The organism is Flavobacterium pokkalii, assembly GCF_014596575.1.
GTDB classification, from domain to species: Bacteria; Bacteroidota; Bacteroidia; order Flavobacteriales; family Flavobacteriaceae; genus Flavobacterium; species Flavobacterium pokkalii.
In genome coordinates this window covers 81655-97964 of sequence record NZ_NASZ01000001.1, presented here as the reverse complement: position 1 = coordinate 97964, position 16310 = coordinate 81655, and the positions used below count along the sequence as shown (strand labels likewise).

Below are 16310 nucleotides of genomic sequence, written 5' to 3'. Positions count from 1 at the left end.
ATTTGAAGAAAAATAGAATAAATACTATTTCTTCTTTTTTACAGGAGTTTGTTGTGCTTTTTTATCTTCTTTTTCTACTTCCGCTCTTAATTCTAATTCGGCTTCAGAGGCGGATAAATCTTTTTTTGGAACCGTATCAGTCGGAGCAGCCAAGATAGAATCTTTATTAAATTTAGCATAGTCTAATTCTCCCGTCAATACTTTTTGAATCGAAGAAATATACGCCTGATTTTTCTTTAAAATAGCGGTTAAGGAATCGGATTTTAAAGCTAATTCGGTGGCATCTTTTTTTAATTGGGTAGAAGAATAACCGGGGATAAATTCGCGTAAGGGTGTAAAAGCAATGATAAAAGTAGTGACTGCAATCAGGAAAATTGCCCCTAATGACGCAACTACAAAGACATTCATCAAAGTTAATCTTAAAGAAAAAGTTTCTTCAAAAGTATCCTCATTCAAAATAACCAAACGGTTTTTGGTGAAGAGTTTTTTGTGCAGTTTTTTTCTTTTTATCCTTTTTTCCGACATGCTTTTGCTTTTTCACAAATATACTAATTAATGTCAATCCTTGTGCTTTGACAGCATTTGCTTATCAATATAAACTCCCTAAAAAAATTAGACAATTTTTAACTTAATAAAAATTAAATAATTGCGTAAAAATGAATCCCCGTTAATATATTCTATATATCTTTGTAGCTAGTTTTAATTACAAATTTGCTTCGGCATAAATTTTACAATCATGGGAAGATTAGGTTTACCGGAAATCCTTGTTATAATAGCAGTTGTTTTATTACTTTTTGGAGGTAAAAAAATTCCGGAATTAATGAAAGGTCTTGGTAGTGGAATTAAAGAATTCAAAAACGCCGCAAAAGACGATCAACAACCGGCTGATAAAAAAGAAGAAGAAACGAAATAAAAAATGCTATTTTTTTATTCAAAAACCTGATTCAAATTGTATTAATTTGAATCAGGTTTTTTTTTTATGCTTGTTTACAAAATCATCGTCAACTGAATGCGTTTTCTGTCCTCATCCACTTCTGTTACTTTTACTTGAACTTGTTGGTGTAATTTCACTACTTCGTTGACATCACTCACAAATCCGGCTTTCAATTGAGAAATATGCACCAAACCGCTTTCCTTAATTCCTAAATCTACAAAACAACCAAAATTGGTAATATTATTAACAATTCCCGGTAAAACCATTCCGGTTTTGAGGTCTTTAATCGTTTTTACATTCGGATCAAATTCAAAGATTTTGGCCGCTTTTCGAGGATCTAATCCCGGTTTTTCCAATTCCTTAATAATGTCCTTAATCCCCAAAATCCCAATGGTTTCATTGGTATAATTTTCAGCTTTAATCAGCGCTGTTTTTTCTTTATTACCAATTAAATCATTAACCGAAATTTTTAAATCCTTTGCCATTTTTTCGACAATTTCATAAGCTTCCGGATGTACCGCCGAGTTGTCCAAAGGATTTTTTCCTTCTTTAATCCGAATAAAAGCGGCACCTTGTTGAAAGGCTTTTTCACCCAAACGAGGTACTTTTTTCAATTGTTTTCTATCTTGAAATGCACCGTTTTCAGAACGGTATTGCACAATATTTTCGGCCAATTTCTCCCCTATTCCACTTACATAACTTAGCAAATGTTTACTCGCCGTATTAATGTTAATTCCCACCGAATTCACGCAACGAATCACCGTATTATCCAATTCTTCTTTTAACTTGCTTTGATCCACATCATGCTGGTATTGGCCTACGCCAATAGCTTTAGGATCAATTTTTACCAATTCGGCCAAAGGATCGCTCAAACGACGTCCGATTGATACTGAACCACGTACCGTTACATCATAATTAGGAAATTCTTCGCGGGCAATTTTAGATGCCGAATACACCGAAGCACCGGCTTCCGAAACTACAAAAACCTGAATTGGTTTATCAAAAGCTATTTTTTTAATAAAAAATTCGGTTTCGCGGGAAGCAGTTCCGTTGCCAATAGAAATCGCTTCGATATTATAAGCATTCACCATCGAACGGATCTTTTTCATCGCCATTGCTGTTTCATTTTGTGGCGCATGCGGATAAATGGTTTCATTGTATAACAGATCGCCTTTTTCGTCCAGACAGACAACTTTACAACCACTTCTAAAACCGGGATCTATAGCCAAAATTCGTTTTTCTCCCAAAGGTGGCGCCAGCAACAACTGACTTAAATTGGAAGCAAAAACCTGAATCGAATTCGCATCTGCCTTAGCTTTGGCTTCCTGCAAAGTTTCATTTGCAATAGCGGGTTGCAACAAACGTTTGTAACTATCTTCAATGGCTAATTGCACATGAGGCGTGGCTGGACTTTGTGCTTTCAAAACTAATTCGTCAATAATATCATAAACCTCGTCCAAATCAGCTTCGATCTTAAACTTGATAAAACCTTCATTTTCGGCACGCAACATGGCCAATAAACGGTGTGAAGGCGCTTTTGAAATGGGTTCCGACCAATCAAAATACTGATTAAATTTTTGAGCTCCCTCCTCCTCTTTTTTAGATTTCACCACTTTGGTAGTGATTGTCGCTTTTCGTTGGTACAATCGTCTTAATTGTTTGCGAACAAAGATGTTTTCGTTAATCCATTCGGCTATAATATCTCTTGCACCCTGTAAAGCAGCGTCTTCATTGATTACATTTTCATTCAAATATTTAGTGGCCAAAAAATCAACATCATCATTGTTTTGCGCCATGATAATATTTGCCAAAGGTTCCAATCCGTTTTCACGAGCTACATCTGCCTTTGTTTTTTTCTTCTTTTTGAAAGGCAAATAAAAATCTTCCAATTCCTGCAAATCAAAACTTTGAACGATTTTTTTCTCTAAATCGGGCGTTAAAGCTTTTTGTTCTTCTATGGATTTAAGAATGGCTTCTTTTCGTTTTACGATAGTTTCGTATTCCTTATTTAATTTGGCTATTTGCTCAATCTGAGTTTCATCCAAATTACCTGTTTTGTCTTTTCGATAACGGGAAATAAACGGAATGGTGCAATCTTCTTCTAATAGTTGAACCGTATTCTGAATGTTTATGGCTGCTGTTGGAACAGTTTTGGCGATGAATTGTATATTGGTCATTGTAATTTTTTTCAGAAAGCTAAAATAATATCTTTGAAGCTTAATTAAAGCTTCATGACTATTTTATTCTACTATTTTTGGATTGTTAACATTTTTGGATTTTTCCAAATTGCTTATGACAAAAGACAGGCTATAAAGGGAAAAAGAAGAATTCCGGAGCGAAGATTATTAGGAATTGTTTTCTTTGGCGGAACTGTTGGAAGTGGATTGGCTATGTTGATTTTCAGACATAAAACAACTAAAACTTCTTATTTATTACAATTTTTTGGAATTGTAGTACTCCAAATGTTAATCACATATTACTTCTACAACCAATAAAAAAAGCCCGGTGAATAACCGAGCTTTGTGCTATATTTTAGTGCGTAGCACCACTAATTTTTTTTTGACTTATTGACAAGCAATTTTATTTACTCTGTTTTGATGTCTTCCACCTTCAAAAGCAGTTTCTAAGAAAGTCTCAACAATTTCAACTGCCTGTTGAATAGAAGTATAACGCGCCGGAATACTCAATACATTAGCATCATTGTGTAAACGTGTTAAATAAGCAATTTCTTTAGTCCAACACAATCCTGCTCTTACTCCTGCATGTTTATTAACAGTCATGGCAATTCCATTTCCGCTTCCGCAAATTACAATTCCAAAATCGGCTTTCCCTTCTTCAACATCTGTTGCAACCGGATGACCAAAATCAGGATAATCCACAGATGCTTCTGTATCGGTTCCATAATTAGTTACTTCATATCCTTTAGCTTCTAACCATTTAACGATAGCTTTTTTATATTCAGGACCTGCGTGATCGTTTCCAATTGAAATTTTCATTGTATATCTATTTAATTTTGCTGCAAATTTACCAAAACTAATTGTATTTCATTCTTTTTTAAAAAAGGAAAAACTATTGTTTTTTAATTTGATATATAATTATCTTAAAATGAATGGTATAAGTGGTTTATCAACATTTTTAATAATTGATAAAATGCTGTAAATCAATTAGTATCCTATAATTAATTTGTTAAAATTTTACGTTGTTAATAGCAATTCATAATTAGCTGATTTTCAAATAACTTTAATTTAACATAAAATGTTAATAAGTATAGAAAGAAAATTAGAAGTTTTTTTTGCTTGAAAAGAAAAAATTTATAATCAAAAACTGAACTTAATTTTCCAAGTAAAGTTTCGGGAATTTTTAGAATAGTTATTCATATTCGAAATTGAGGTTATCAACAATTATTAATAATGAACTTATTTACATTTTAAAATGATTTTAGTTTATCAACGGTTGTTAATTATATTTCAAAAAGACTTTAAAATTAAATATTTAACCTAAAATAACTATGTTAATAACTCTTGATAACAAGGAAAAACTTCATTTAAAAACAATTTCTAAAAAAATTATTCCAACTATTAACAAACAATAATAACAATAAATATTTTTTAAAATTTTAAAATTTCTTTTTTATTATAATAGTATGTGTTGACAACTTTGAAAGCTTAAACAATTTTTAGATTGTTATTGTATTTCAATTCCTGAAGAATGCTTTTAACGGTTTCAAAATCGTTAGGATGAATTTTCAATTTGATTCCGCCAAGAGCTGTTGAATACATGGGAGCAATGGAAGACATGATTTCGTTTTCAAAATAGTATTGTAATCCTTCCTGATCTAAACGGTGTTTCAGGATTTCTATTTCATGGATGTAATCAAAAGTAGCGATAGTGATAAAAGCTTCCATATTAAATTGTTTTACAAAGTTGGAACTATTGTATTAGGTTATATTTTATTTAAAACTGACTCTTTTCTTTAGAACTGGCTAACTATTTCGTAATTTTCGACTTTTAAGAAAAGACGTATGGGAAAAAGATTAAGAAAGCCTGCCAAGAAAGAGAAAAATTTCTCTGATAAAATTATAAAAATATTGTCTAAAAGTGCTAATAAAGCTTTTAATTATAAGCAGATAGCGGCTATTTTGGACAAAGATGATACCCAAAGCAGAAATCAGATTATAAAAGATTTAAAATTATTGGCTGCTGCCAAAAAAATCACTGAAACCGAACCGGGAAAATATTTAATCAAAGCGATTAGTCAGGATTATTACGAAGGAACTATAGATATGACCAGTCGTAAAACGGCTTATTTTATTTGTGAGGATTTTGAAGAAGATATTTTTATTCCAACGAATAATTTGAATCGTGCTTTAGATAAAGACAGAGTTAAGGTTTATATTTATAACAGAAGGAAAGGAAAACGTCCTGAAGGTGAAGTAGTTGAAATTATTGAAAGAGCTAAAACTGATTTTGTTGGAGTTATTGACATCCAAAAAAACTTTGCTTTTGTTTCGACTGCCAATCCGAAAATGTACACGGATATTTTTATTCCAAAAGATAAAATAGAAGATGCTCAAAACGGAGATGTGGTTTTGGTTCATATCGAAGATTGGCCCAAAAGAGCAGATAGTCCTTTTGGTAAAGTAGTCAAAGTTTTAGGAAGACCAGGCGAACACGATACGGAGATTCACGCCATTTTGGCCGAATATGGTTTACCAGCTGAATTTCCAATTGAAGTGGAAACTTATGCTCAAAAAATTGATACTTCAATTAGTGATGAAGAAATTGCCAAGCGTCGCGATATGCGAGATACTTTGACTTTTACCATCGATCCAAAAGATGCAAAAGATTTTGATGATGCACTTTCGTTTAAAAAATTAGAAAATGGTCATTACGAAATCGGAATTCATATTGCTGATGTTTCGCATTATTTAGAAGAAGGAACGATTCTGGATGATGAAGCGTATCAAAGAGCAACTTCGGTTTATTTAGTGGATAGAGTAGTGCCTATGTTGCCTGAAGTTTTGTCAAATTTTGCCTGTTCGTTAAGACCTCAGGAAGAAAAATATACTTTTTCGGCAGTTTTTGAAATCAATGAAAAAAGTCAGGTTATCAATCAATGGTTTGGACGAACAGTAATTTATTCGGATCAACGATTTGCCTACGAAGAAGCCCAATATATCATTGAGACCAAAAACGATGTAATTCCGGCTGAAATTTCATTAACGGGTAGCGAATATCAAGTTCCTGCAGATATTGTCTCAGCAACGCTAAAATTGGATGAATTAGCTAAAATTTTACGTAGAAAGAGAATGAACGAAGGTGCTATTTCTTTTGATAAAGTAGAAGTGAAATTTAACTTGGATGCCGATGGAGAACCAGAAGGTGTATATTTTAAAATATCTAAAGATGCCAATCATTTAATTGAAGAATTTATGTTATTAGCCAATAGGAGAGTAGCTGAATTTATTGGAAAACAAAAGAAAACTTTTGTGTATCGTATTCACGACGAACCTAATGAAGACAAGCTGATTGCAATGCAAAATGTGATTGCTAAGTTTGGTTATAAAATTGATTTCCGTAATCCGGGTGATATTTCGAAATCATTGAACAAGTTGATGGAAGATGTAGCGGGTAAAAAAGAACAAAATTTGATTGATACCTTGGCTATTCGAAGTATGAGTAAGGCTAAATATTCAACGGAAAATATTGGTCATTACGGTTTAGCATTCGATTATTATTCGCATTTTACTTCGCCTATTCGTCGTTATCCAGACGTTATGGTACATCGTTTGTTACAATATTATCTAGATGGTGGAAAATCGGCTGATGAAGAATTGTTTGAAGAAAAGTGTTTGCATTGCTCTACTATGGAAGGTTTGGCTACCAATGCCGAAAGAGATTCTATCAAATACATGCAGGTAAAATACATGCAAGATCATCAGGATCAGGAGTTTTTGGGTGTGATTTCTGGTGTGACTGAATGGGGAATTTATGTGGAAATTATTGAAAATAAATGCGAAGGAATGGTTAGAATCAGAGATATAAAAGAAGATTATTACACCTTTGATGAAAAACAATATGCCTTGGTAGGAGCGACTTCCAACAGATTATTACAATTAGGAGACGAAATTTACGTTAAGGTAAAAAATGCCGATTTGGTTAAAAAACAATTGGATTTTAATTATTTAAGAAGATCAGAAGAAACAGAAAATTAAGGATGATGAATATGAAATTAAAAAATGTATTATTAGTAGCTATTGCCGTTATTTCGCAAACCACTTTTGCACAGGTTACCAAAGTTTTAGGTGATTTTAGTAGTGTAAAAGTATATGATAAATTGAGTGTAAAATTGATTGCTTCCAATGAAAATAAAGTATTTATAAGCGGAGAAAGAGAAAAAGAAGTTGAAGTGGTTAACAACAACGGAGAACTAAAATTAAGAATGCCTTTCCCAAAATTATTATCCGGAGATGCTATTTCGATAAAATTATATTATAAAAATGTGGATGATGTAATGGCGAGCGAAGGTTCTTCAGTAAGTAGTGAAGCTATTTTTAAACAAACTATTTTTAATTTGAATGCCAAAGAAGGCGCTACTATTAATCTGAAAGTGGATGCTCAAAAAGTAAATGTAAAAGCAGTTACCGGAGGTGTTATAGAATTAAGTGGAGCTGCTGCTAATCAGGATGTAGTAATTATGTCCGGAGGAGTTTTGAAATCTAAAAATTTACATACTTCACAAACAACTGTAACTGTTTCGGCAGGAGGTAATGCCGAGGTGAATGCCAGCACTTTAGTAGATGCTAAAGTAAAAGCCGGAGGTACAATTTCTATCTATGGAAAACCGAAACAAATTAATCAACAAACGATTTTAGGAGGAAAAATAGAAGAAAAAGAATAAAAAAAATGTATTTTTATTCGGTAAAAAATTCTAAAATTGATGATTAACGATATTTTATCGGGTATTCCTTGGGGAGTTTTCCTGAGTTTTATGATTGGTCCCGTTTTTTTTATTCTGCTTGAAACCAGTATTATAAAAGGATTTAGAGCTGCTTTGGCGTTTGATTTAGGAGTAGTTTCAGGCGACATTATTTTTATTGCAATTGCGTATTTAGGGAGTTTCAGACTAATTCAAAGTTTGAAAGACAAGCCGGCACTTTTTATATTTGGAGGTATTGTAATGCTGGCTTACGGAATTATTTCCTACATCAGTTTACACAAAGAAAAGAAGATTAATACTAAGAAAATTGATAATGAAATTATCAGAAAGGATTACTTTGGATTGTTTATAAAAGGTCTTTTTTTAAATGTTATCAACATTGGAGTTTTAGGTTTTTGGTTAGCTGTTATTATTTCTGTAGGTCCTAAACTAGACATGCAAACTTCCAGAATGATGACTTTTTTTAGTACTGTTATCATTACTTATTTATTAGTAGATTGTGTTAAAATTCTTTTAGCCAAACAATTACAATCTAAAATGACTCCCGGAAATATTCTTAGAATTAAAAAAGGAATCAGTGTGGTTTTAATGGTTTTTGGAATAGTTTTAATAACCCAGGGCTGGTTTCCAAAAGAAAAAGAAATGGTAAAACAGGCTTTTGAGAAAATGGAAAAGTAAAATATAAACCGTTCGTTATGAGCGGTTTTTTTTTACTCAGATGTGTCATTGCGAGCGTAGCGAAGCAATCTTATAACGAGAGAAAATAAATGAGATTGCTTCGCTACGCTCGCAATGATAAGACAATATTGTGGTACAATTAGCAAAAAAAACTCTAAATTACTTTAGAGGTTCTTGAGGCATCTCCCGATAGCTATCGGGACGGATTCGAACCTAACTTTACTTAATTTTTCTTAAAAATTAGATATAAAAAAAGAGACACATTTCTGTATCTCTTTTTGAGGCATCGTCCGGATTCGAACCGGAGTAGGAGCTTTTGCAGAGCCCAGCCTAGCCGCTCGGCCACGACGCCATTGTTTTTATGGACTGCAAAGGTAAAATAAATAATCTAAATTCCAAACGTGAAATTCCAAATAAAAAAACTTAATTCTATTATCTTGGAATTTGGAATTTTTTAATAGTTGGTATTTTAACTTCTATTTTCTTCTAAAATAATGGTAACTGATTCAACATCACCACCAATAGGAGGATTAATTTTAGAAACTTCTACTATACTTTTCATTACCATTGGAATTTCATTAAAAATTCTGGTATTGATTCTTTTAGCCACATGTTCTAATAATTGCGAACGAATAGCCATTTCTTCCACCACAATTTTATTTAAATGTACATAATCAACCGTATCCGCCAGATTATCCGATTCGGTTGATTGTTTTAAATCGGCTTTTATAGTCAAATCAACAGCATAATCAGAACCTATTTTTCCTTCTTCGATAAGGCATCCGTGAAATGAAAAAGTTCGGATATTTTTTAATTTAATCGTGTCCATAGTGATGTTGTTAATTTATTGATTTGAATTGGGCGCAAAAGTACAAAATATTTGATTTTTTTAACTTTAATATGAATATGCAATTACTCAAATTCATGGTTTAATGAACTATTTTGATAACTTTGTCTTTTTAATATTACGACATGTCAACTGAAGAAAAATCACTGCATTTTATAGAACAAATTATCGAAGAAAACTTAGCCAAAGGTTTTCCACAAAATAAATTAAGATTTCGTTTTCCCCCAGAACCTAATGGGTATTTGCATATCGGACATGCTAAATCTATTTGTTTAAATTTTGGTTTAGGATTAAAATACAATGCACCAGTAAACTTACGTTTTGATGATACAAATCCGGCCAAAGAAGAGCAGGAGTATGTAGATGCTATTAAGGAAGATTTGCAATGGTTAGGGTTTCAATGGGATAAGGAATTATATGCTTCTGATTATTTCCAGCAGTTGCATGATTGGGCTATTTTGTTGATTAAAAAAGGAAAAGCTTACATAGACAGTCAGTCCTCTGAAGCGATGGCAGAGCAAAAAGGAACGCCTAGTCAGCCTGGAGTTGATAGTCCGTTTAGAAATCGTTCTGTAGAAGAGAATTTAGCTCTTTTTGAAGGAATGAAAAACGGTGATTTTGTAGAGGGAACGCATGTTTTACGTGCTAAAATTGATATGACTTCTTCCAATATGTTGATGCGTGATCCAATTATGTACCGTATTTTACATAAAGAACATCATAGAACGGGAGATGATTGGTGCATTTATCCAATGTATGATTATACGCATGGAGAAAGTGATTATTTAGAGCAAATTTCGCATTCTATTTGTACTTTGGAATTTGTTATGCACCGGGAATTATACGATTGGTTTTTAGATCAGATTTATGATGAAAATTTGGTAAGACCACATCAATATGAATTTGCTCGTTTGAACCTGAATTATACAGTTATGAGCAAGCGAAAACTGTTACAATTGGTTCAGGAAAACTTTGTTTCTGGATGGGATGATCCTCGAATGCCTACTATTTCCGGTTTAAGAAGAAGAGGTTATACAGCGGCTTCTATTCGTAAATTCTGTGAAAATATTGGAGTTGCTAAACGTGAAAACATTATCGATTATTCTTTATTAGAATTTTGTTTACGTGATGATTTAAACAAAAAGGCTCCTCGTGTAATGGCAGTTTTAGATCCTGTAAAAGTAGTTATTAGCAATTATCCTGAAGGAAAAGAAGAGTGGTTGGAGGCCGAAAACAATCAGGAAGATGAAAGTGCCGGTTTTAGAAAAGTACCTTTTTCTAAAGAATTTTATATAGAAAGAGAAGACTTTTTAGAAGTTGCTCCGGCTAAGTTTTTCCGCTTAAGTATTGGTAATGAAGTACGTCTAAAAAATGCGTATATTATTAAAGGTGAAAGTGTTGTAAAAGATGCAGCAGGAAATATTACTGAAATTCATGTGACTTATGATGAAGATAGCCGTAGTGGAAGTGGTACAGAAGCTTCTAAACGTAAAGTTGCCGGAACATTGCATTGGGTGTCAGTAAAACATGCTGTTGAAGCCGAAGTTCGTTTGTATGATCGTTTGTTTATTGATGAAGCTCCGGACAGTCATAAAGAGAAAAGTTTCCTTGATTTTATCAATCCTAATTCGTTATTAACTGTAAAAGGATATGTAGAACCAAGTTTACAAACTGCAGTTTCGGGAGATAAATTCCAATTTCAACGTTTAGGATATTTTAATGTTGATAAAGATTCAACTACTTCAAAATTAGTATTTAACAAAACAGTTGGACTAAAAGATGCCTGGGAAGAAAAAGGAAAAAAAGACAGTAACAGTATTAATAATGCTTTAAAAGATATTAATAAATATTTCAAAGTAAATACGCGTGAAGAGCGTATTGCAATTAGAACTGCGATAGGAGAGACCCTTGCCGGAATTTCAAATTATAGTTTGTTGCAAAATTCTTTCAAGAAAAATATCAATAACAACAAAAGTTCATTGTTGTTTGCTAATTTAATTTTGAAATATGCACCTTTGAAAGTTTCGGATTATGACAAAGAAGAATTACAAAAGTTATTGAACATGTCTTTGAGAAGTGAATCCACTTTTGTTCGTTCGAGAGCTGTTTTAAATTTAACGCATTTAGAATTTGATTTGGATTTCAAAAATTCGTTCAGGGAGGAAATTTTAAAATTAGAAGCTAATCCTCCGAAGAATGCTTCTGAAAGAGAAAAAGAATTTATAGAATATTTTTTAAAATAAATTATAACTATCAAAAAGCGCTTTATCAGCGCTTTTTTTTATAATAATAAAAAACTATTTTATTTTTATAAATAATAATTTTTATTAATTAAAAACAGCTTTTATATTTTAGTTTTAAGCGATTTTTTAAAAATATTTGATAAAAGATTCATCTTTTAAATTTTCGTTTAACAGTAAGCTTTATTTTAATTTTTAGTCTTTTTTTGATGCATTATTAATGCAAAAAATACTGTTTTACTATTTTGCTGTTTGAAATATGGAAATCATAGCTTCAAAAATTGTTTTACGTGAAAAATTTGAAAAATCACTATTGAAATTTTTTTTGTTTTTCTCAATTTTCTTTCAGAAATAAAGTTTTAATCTTTTTTTAAATATATTCGATAAATATTATGTTTAAATTTATTAGTATCTTTATAAGAAACTTAAAAAATAACATATTATGGCAAGTAGTACAGGAAAAACTTTAATAGCTCTTGCAAGTGGTGCTGCAATAGGAGCTGTGTTAGGAATTTTGTTTGCTCCGGATAAGGGAGAAAAAACCAGACAAAAAATCAAAGATGGTTATAAAGATCTTGAAAAAGATATGAAATCAAAATTAGCCAATGCAAAAGTAGATTTGGAAGAAAGTTATGAAAATATGCTTTCAAGTATGAGTTATAAAACTGAAGATGCAATTACTTTTTTAGAAAAAAAACTGGCTGATTTAAAGGAAAAGAATGCCAAACTTCATAAAAATTAATTTCTTTATACAGCAATAGAACATTATGGCTTTTGATGATTTAAAAGAACATACCGAAAATATTCAGGAACAAACCAAAGATTATATAGAAAAGAATCTTTCTTATTATAAATTGTTGGCATTTAAAATGGCAATGAAATCAACTACGATGATTTTCAAGTTCACTTTAATTTTGCTGTGTATTTGTATGGTTTTATTGTTTTTATCCATTGCTTTAGCCTTTATTATTGGAAGTTATTTAGGAAGTTATGCTTTGGGTTTTTTAAGTGTTGGTTTGCTTTATCTTGTTTGTACCGGTTTACTGTTTTTAGTTAAAGATAAAATTGTAGAAGGACCAATCTTAGAGAAATTTTCAGAAATCTTTTTTAACGAATAAATTATGCAATCAAAGAAATATTCCTCTTATGCTCAAATTGACAGTGAATTAGAAATTCTGAAAGTTGAAAAAGAAATTAGTTATCAAAAGTTAATTTTAAGCATTGAAAAGACTAAAGAAAGTTTGTCTTTTGTAAATGTTGCCGCAAATGTTGCCGAGAGGGTTAAAAGTACTTTTTTTAGCTCCTACGGAACGATATTACGATTGTTGATACCAATAATAATAAAATGGTTTAGAAATAAAAAAAGAGGCGAATAAGCCTCTTTTTTGTTTGTTTAATTATACTTCTGAATCATCAGATGGTTTTTCGGGTTCCTGAGATTTCTTTTTATTGGTTTTTGTAATTGTTTTTAAATCTTTTTTCATTGATTCACCTACTAAATTACTGGCGGTAAAACTGGCTACCATGTTGTTTAACATATCACTTCCGGCTTGTGGAGAATTGGGTAACAAAATCAAATTAGAATTGGTATCTGAACCAATAGCCTGTAAAGTATCATAATGTTGCGTGACCACAATTAGGGCAGAGGCTTCCTGAGAATTAATACCCACACCGTTTAAAACATCTACACTTTCTACCAATCCACGTGCAATTTCTCTTCTTTGATCAGCAATACCTTGTCCTTGCAGTCTCTTACTTTCAGCTTCAGCTTTAGCTTTAGCAACAATTCTGATTCTGGATGCTTCGGCTTCAAATTCGGCTACAGTTTTTTCCCTGTCGGCTGCATTGATACGGTTCATGGCATTTTTTACCTGAATATCCGGATCAATATCAGTTACCAAAGTGTTGATAATCGTATATCCATAAGTGGTCATGGCTTCGTTTAATTCTCTTTTTACAGCAATGGCAATATCGTCTTTTCGTTCAAAAACATCGTCTAATTTTAATTTTGGAACTTCGGCACGAACCACATCAAATACATACGAAGTTATTTGATCATGCGGATATTCCAGTTTGTAAAAAGCATCATAAACAGTTTCTTTAACCACCATAAATTGGACAGAAACTTTTAATTTAACAAATACATTGTCTTTAGTTTTCGTTTCAATAATAACATCTAATTGTTGAATTTTCAGATTGACACGTCCGGCAATTCGATCAATTAAAGGAATTTTTAATTGAAGTCCGGAATGTCTGATGCTTTGAAATTTACCAAAACGTTCAATAATAACAGCGGTTTGTTGTTTTACTGTAAAGAAAGAAGACAGAAAAATAAATAATACAACGAATAACAAAAAAATAAAGGAAGTACTCATAGTTTATAATTTAGTTAGAAAATCTCTGTTAAATTACAAAAAAACTTTAGGTTTGTGTTAGTTTAAATTCCTAATTATGAAAAAGCTGGTTTTTACCTTTGGTTTTGTTTTAACAACTGTTTTAAGTTTTGCTCAATACCGTTATCGCGATTCTAACCGAATTGGTATTTATGGTGGAATTAATCAGTTTACTTTAAATACCGATAATTTTGAAACCAAAGCAGGAAACGGCTGGAATGCCGGTTTATCCATGCGTGGTAATTTTTACAACAATTGGGATATGGTGTATGCGATTCAATTTTCTGAGAATAATTTTTCGGTGGTTACTGACCAATTGGTTTTTGGAAAAGAAGATGTGAATTATAAATTGCCTTCGGCTCAAATTTCGTTACAATTAAGTTATTCCTTAATTGATAATCATTTATCATTTGAATTTGGTCCTTTGGTTCAGGTAAACGGAAAATTCAAAGTGGAGTCAGGCAAAGAAAATAATGTGATTTCAGGAACTACTTTATTTGCCAAAGATATTACCGATATTGGAAAGTTTAATTTTTATCCCACTGTGGGAATCACAGCAGGAGCCAAACATTTTAGAGTGAATGTTTCGTACCAATACGGAATTTCAAATATGTTGGGTAATTTGAATTCTAAAAATCTAGGATATAAGTTCAAAGGAAATCCTGGAATTCTAAACGGAAATATTATTATTTATTTATAAAAAAAGTCCCGACAATTAATCGGGACTTTTTAGTTTTATATGTTTTCAATTGCTTTTTGAAGTCTTGCAATTGTTTCTTCTTTTCCAATGATTTCAACAATGTCGAATAGGTGAGGACCTTTCAGAGCACCAACCAAACTCAATCGGAAAGGTTGCATTACTTTACCCATTCCAATTTCGTTTTTTGTCAACCAGTCTTTGACAATAGTTTCAATATTAGCAGAAGTAAAATCGGTGATTTCTTCTAGAACTGAAATCAATTCCTGTAGTAAAGCCGGAGTATCTTCTTTCCAGTTTTTCTTTGCTTTTTCATCATAAAAAGTTGGAGCCACAAAAAAGAAATCGCTTAAATCCCAAAATTCAGAAACAAAATTAGCGCGTTCTTTTATTAACGAAACAATTTTTGTGGTTAATTCCAAAGTAGGGGAGAAACCTTTTTCTTTTAAAATAACCGCAAAATCTTCTGCTAATTTTTCATCTTTTGCCTGAATCAAATATTGGTGGTTGAACCATTTATTTTTTTCCGGATCAAATTTGGCTCCTGCTTTATGTACTCTGTCTAAATCAAAAGCTGCAACTAATTCTTCTAAAGAGAATAACTCTTTATCGGTTCCGTCATTCCAGCCTAATAAAGCTAAGAAATTAACAACTGCTTCCGGGAAAAATCCTTTTTCTCTGTAACCGGACGAAATTGCTTCCTCAGTTTTCCATTCTAATGGAAATACCGGAAAACCTAATTTATCACCATCACGTTTGGATAATTTTCCATTTCCAACTGGTTTTAATATCAAAGGTAAATGTGCAAATTCCGGCGATGCCCATCCAAATGCGTGATATAATAAAACATGCAATGGCATTGAAGGCAACCATTCTTCACCACGAATTACATGGGTAGTTTCCATCAAATGATCATCGACAATGTTCGCCAAATGATAGGTTGGCATACCGTCACTTTTAAACAAAACTTTATCGTCTAAAAGATTAGTTTCAAATTTTACATGACCACGAATGATATCTTTTAGATGTAAAATTTCATCCACCGGAGTTTTAAAACGAATAACATAATGTTCTCCATTTGCAATTCTTTGAGCTGTTTCTTCAGCCGAAAGTTTTAAAGAAGTATCTAACTTTTCTCTATTGGTATGATTGTAAATAAATGTTTTTCCCTTTTCTTCTTCTGATTTTCGGTAAGTATCTAAAGCTTCCGGAGTATCAAAAGCATAATACGCCCAACCGGAATTGATTAATTGGTCGGCATATTGTTTATATAAATCTTTTCTTTCACTTTGACGATAAGGCCCAAATTTTTCATTTTTTCCAATAGTTTCATCAGGAGGAATTCCTAACCATTCTAAGGCTTCCATGATATATTCTTCGGCACCCGGAACAAAGCGATTTTGATCGGTATCTTCAATTCTAAGGAAGAAAGTTCCACCGTTTTTTTTGGCAAACAAATAATTAAAGAGGGCAGTTCTAACACCACCAATGTGTAAAGGTCCTGTTGGACTTGGTGCAAAACGCACACGAACTGGTTTTGACATTTTAAATAGATTTTCTACAAAGATAATTAGAAGTCAG

The 16310-nt window shown here is 32.0% G+C and carries 17 protein-coding genes and 1 tRNA gene; 10 read left to right on the top strand and 8 right to left on the bottom strand.

All coding sequences use genetic code 11. The features are described from left to right. Positions 1-24 precede the first annotated feature (24 nt). The gene (locus B6A10_RS00415) at positions 25-525 is read right to left on the bottom strand and encodes a hypothetical protein (RefSeq protein ID WP_055091737.1); all 501 of its coding nucleotides are present in this window, start codon (positions 523-525) and stop codon (positions 25-27) included. Between the two features lie 211 nt (positions 526-736). On the opposite strand from B6A10_RS00415, the gene B6A10_RS00410 reads away from it, so the two are divergent. Beyond that, complete coding sequence (locus B6A10_RS00410) at positions 737-913, top strand: Sec-independent protein translocase subunit TatA/TatB (RefSeq protein WP_055091739.1); 177 nt, start codon at positions 737-739, stop codon at positions 911-913. 74 nt (positions 914-987) lie between these two features. Here the strand turns inward: B6A10_RS00410 and B6A10_RS00405 are convergent, their stop codons facing one another. Then, positions 988-3111, bottom strand: a complete 2124-nt coding sequence (locus B6A10_RS00405; RefSeq protein ID WP_188219272.1) for a Tex family protein — start codon at positions 3109-3111, stop codon at positions 988-990. A gap of 54 nt (positions 3112-3165) precedes the next feature. Here B6A10_RS00405 and B6A10_RS00400 point away from each other — a divergent pair, with 54 nt between their 5' ends. Continuing rightward, positions 3166-3429, top strand: coding sequence for a DUF1294 domain-containing protein (locus tag B6A10_RS00400; protein WP_188219271.1), 264 nt, complete (start codon positions 3166-3168; stop codon positions 3427-3429). Between the two features lie 69 nt (positions 3430-3498). Here the strand turns inward: B6A10_RS00400 and rpiB are convergent, their stop codons facing one another. Together rpiB and B6A10_RS00390 are read right to left on the bottom strand one after the other, a co-directional pair. Further along, a complete protein-coding gene (gene rpiB, locus B6A10_RS00395; protein ID WP_188219270.1) occupies positions 3499-3930 on the bottom strand; it encodes a ribose 5-phosphate isomerase B in 432 nt (143 codons plus the stop codon). A 669-nt stretch (positions 3931-4599) separates the two neighbouring features. Next, on the bottom strand, positions 4600-4839 hold the full coding sequence (locus B6A10_RS00390; protein WP_188219269.1) for a DUF2007 domain-containing protein: 240 nt from the start codon (positions 4837-4839) through the stop codon (positions 4600-4602). 117 nt (positions 4840-4956) lie between these two features. Here B6A10_RS00390 and rnr point away from each other — a divergent pair, with 117 nt between their 5' ends. Genes rnr through B6A10_RS00375 form a run of 3 tightly spaced genes read left to right on the top strand, consistent with a single transcriptional unit; the run spans position 4957 to position 8552 of the window. After that, entirely contained in the window at positions 4957-7149 is a 2193-nt protein-coding gene (gene rnr / locus B6A10_RS00385) for a ribonuclease R (RefSeq protein ID WP_188219268.1), read from the top strand. Between the two features lie 11 nt (positions 7150-7160). Next, entirely contained in the window at positions 7161-7835 is a 675-nt protein-coding gene (locus tag B6A10_RS00380; RefSeq protein WP_188219267.1) for a head GIN domain-containing protein, read from the top strand. A gap of 39 nt (positions 7836-7874) precedes the next feature. Next, complete coding sequence (locus tag B6A10_RS00375; protein WP_188219266.1) at positions 7875-8552, top strand: LysE family translocator; 678 nt, start codon at positions 7875-7877, stop codon at positions 8550-8552. Between the two features lie 281 nt (positions 8553-8833). On the opposite strand, the gene B6A10_RS00370 is transcribed toward B6A10_RS00375, so the two are convergent. Both B6A10_RS00370 and folB read right to left on the bottom strand, forming a co-directional pair. Further along, positions 8834-8904: transfer RNA gene (locus B6A10_RS00370), tRNA-Cys, on the bottom strand. A gap of 117 nt (positions 8905-9021) precedes the next feature. Further along, positions 9022-9381, bottom strand: a complete 360-nt coding sequence (gene folB / locus B6A10_RS00365) for a dihydroneopterin aldolase (RefSeq protein ID WP_188219265.1) — start codon at positions 9379-9381, stop codon at positions 9022-9024. 143 nt (positions 9382-9524) lie between these two features. Here folB and B6A10_RS00360 point away from each other — a divergent pair, with 143 nt between their 5' ends. From B6A10_RS00360 to B6A10_RS00345, 4 genes are all read left to right on the top strand, one after another. Further along, a complete protein-coding gene (locus B6A10_RS00360) occupies positions 9525-11642 on the top strand; it encodes a glutamine--tRNA ligase/YqeY domain fusion protein (RefSeq protein ID WP_188219264.1) in 2118 nt (705 codons plus the stop codon). Positions 11643-12081: 439 nt separating this feature from the next. Further along, positions 12082-12381 (top strand): YtxH domain-containing protein, encoded by a 300-nt coding sequence (locus B6A10_RS00355; RefSeq protein ID WP_026714703.1) that lies wholly within the window; start codon positions 12082-12084, stop codon positions 12379-12381. Between the two features lie 25 nt (positions 12382-12406). Then, a complete protein-coding gene (locus B6A10_RS00350) occupies positions 12407-12757 on the top strand; it encodes a hypothetical protein (RefSeq protein WP_055094715.1) in 351 nt (116 codons plus the stop codon). A 3-nt stretch (positions 12758-12760) separates the two neighbouring features. Beyond that, entirely contained in the window at positions 12761-13015 is a 255-nt protein-coding gene (locus B6A10_RS00345; protein WP_055094717.1) for a DUF6327 family protein, read from the top strand. A gap of 21 nt (positions 13016-13036) precedes the next feature. Here the strand turns inward: B6A10_RS00345 and B6A10_RS00340 are convergent, their stop codons facing one another. Continuing rightward, positions 13037-14014, bottom strand: a complete 978-nt coding sequence (locus B6A10_RS00340; protein ID WP_055094719.1) for an SPFH domain-containing protein — start codon at positions 14012-14014, stop codon at positions 13037-13039. 76 nt (positions 14015-14090) lie between these two features. Between B6A10_RS00340 and B6A10_RS00335 the strand changes: the two genes are divergently transcribed. Next, a complete protein-coding gene (locus B6A10_RS00335) occupies positions 14091-14732 on the top strand; it encodes a PorT family protein (RefSeq protein WP_188219263.1) in 642 nt (213 codons plus the stop codon). Positions 14733-14767: 35 nt separating this feature from the next. Here the strand turns inward: B6A10_RS00335 and gltX are convergent, their stop codons facing one another. Then, entirely contained in the window at positions 14768-16273 is a 1506-nt protein-coding gene (gene gltX / locus B6A10_RS00330; protein WP_188219262.1) for a glutamate--tRNA ligase, read from the bottom strand. Between the last annotated feature and the right edge of the window lie 37 nt (positions 16274-16310).

Excerpts from the sequence above, each read along its gene's own strand:
- B6A10_RS00415 (WP_055091737.1), bottom strand. The coding sequence starts at position 525 with ATGTCGGAAAAAAGGATAAAAAGAAAAAAACTGCACAAAAAACTCTTC.
- B6A10_RS00410 (WP_055091739.1), top strand. The coding sequence starts at position 737 with ATGGGAAGATTAGGTTTACCGGAAATCCTTGTTATAATAGCAGTTGTT.
- B6A10_RS00405 (WP_188219272.1), bottom strand. The coding sequence starts at position 3,111 with ATGACCAATATACAATTCATCGCCAAAACTGTTCCAACAGCAGCCATA.
- B6A10_RS00400 (WP_188219271.1), top strand. The coding sequence starts at position 3,166 with ATGACTATTTTATTCTACTATTTTTGGATTGTTAACATTTTTGGATTT.
- rpiB (WP_188219270.1), bottom strand. The coding sequence starts at position 3,930 with ATGAAAATTTCAATTGGAAACGATCACGCAGGTCCTGAATATAAAAAA.
- B6A10_RS00390 (WP_188219269.1), bottom strand. The coding sequence starts at position 4,839 with ATGGAAGCTTTTATCACTATCGCTACTTTTGATTACATCCATGAAATA.
- rnr (WP_188219268.1), top strand. The coding sequence starts at position 4,957 with ATGGGAAAAAGATTAAGAAAGCCTGCCAAGAAAGAGAAAAATTTCTCT.
- B6A10_RS00380 (WP_188219267.1), top strand. The coding sequence starts at position 7,161 with ATGAAATTAAAAAATGTATTATTAGTAGCTATTGCCGTTATTTCGCAA.
- B6A10_RS00375 (WP_188219266.1), top strand. The coding sequence starts at position 7,875 with ATGATTAACGATATTTTATCGGGTATTCCTTGGGGAGTTTTCCTGAGT.
- folB (WP_188219265.1), bottom strand. The coding sequence starts at position 9,381 with ATGGACACGATTAAATTAAAAAATATCCGAACTTTTTCATTTCACGGA.
- B6A10_RS00360 (WP_188219264.1), top strand. The coding sequence starts at position 9,525 with ATGTCAACTGAAGAAAAATCACTGCATTTTATAGAACAAATTATCGAA.
- B6A10_RS00355 (WP_026714703.1), top strand. The coding sequence starts at position 12,082 with ATGGCAAGTAGTACAGGAAAAACTTTAATAGCTCTTGCAAGTGGTGCT.
- B6A10_RS00350 (WP_055094715.1), top strand. The coding sequence starts at position 12,407 with ATGGCTTTTGATGATTTAAAAGAACATACCGAAAATATTCAGGAACAA.
- B6A10_RS00345 (WP_055094717.1), top strand. The coding sequence starts at position 12,761 with ATGCAATCAAAGAAATATTCCTCTTATGCTCAAATTGACAGTGAATTA.
- B6A10_RS00340 (WP_055094719.1), bottom strand. The coding sequence starts at position 14,014 with ATGAGTACTTCCTTTATTTTTTTGTTATTCGTTGTATTATTTATTTTT.
- B6A10_RS00335 (WP_188219263.1), top strand. The coding sequence starts at position 14,091 with ATGAAAAAGCTGGTTTTTACCTTTGGTTTTGTTTTAACAACTGTTTTA.
- gltX (WP_188219262.1), bottom strand. The coding sequence starts at position 16,273 with ATGTCAAAACCAGTTCGTGTGCGTTTTGCACCAAGTCCAACAGGACCT.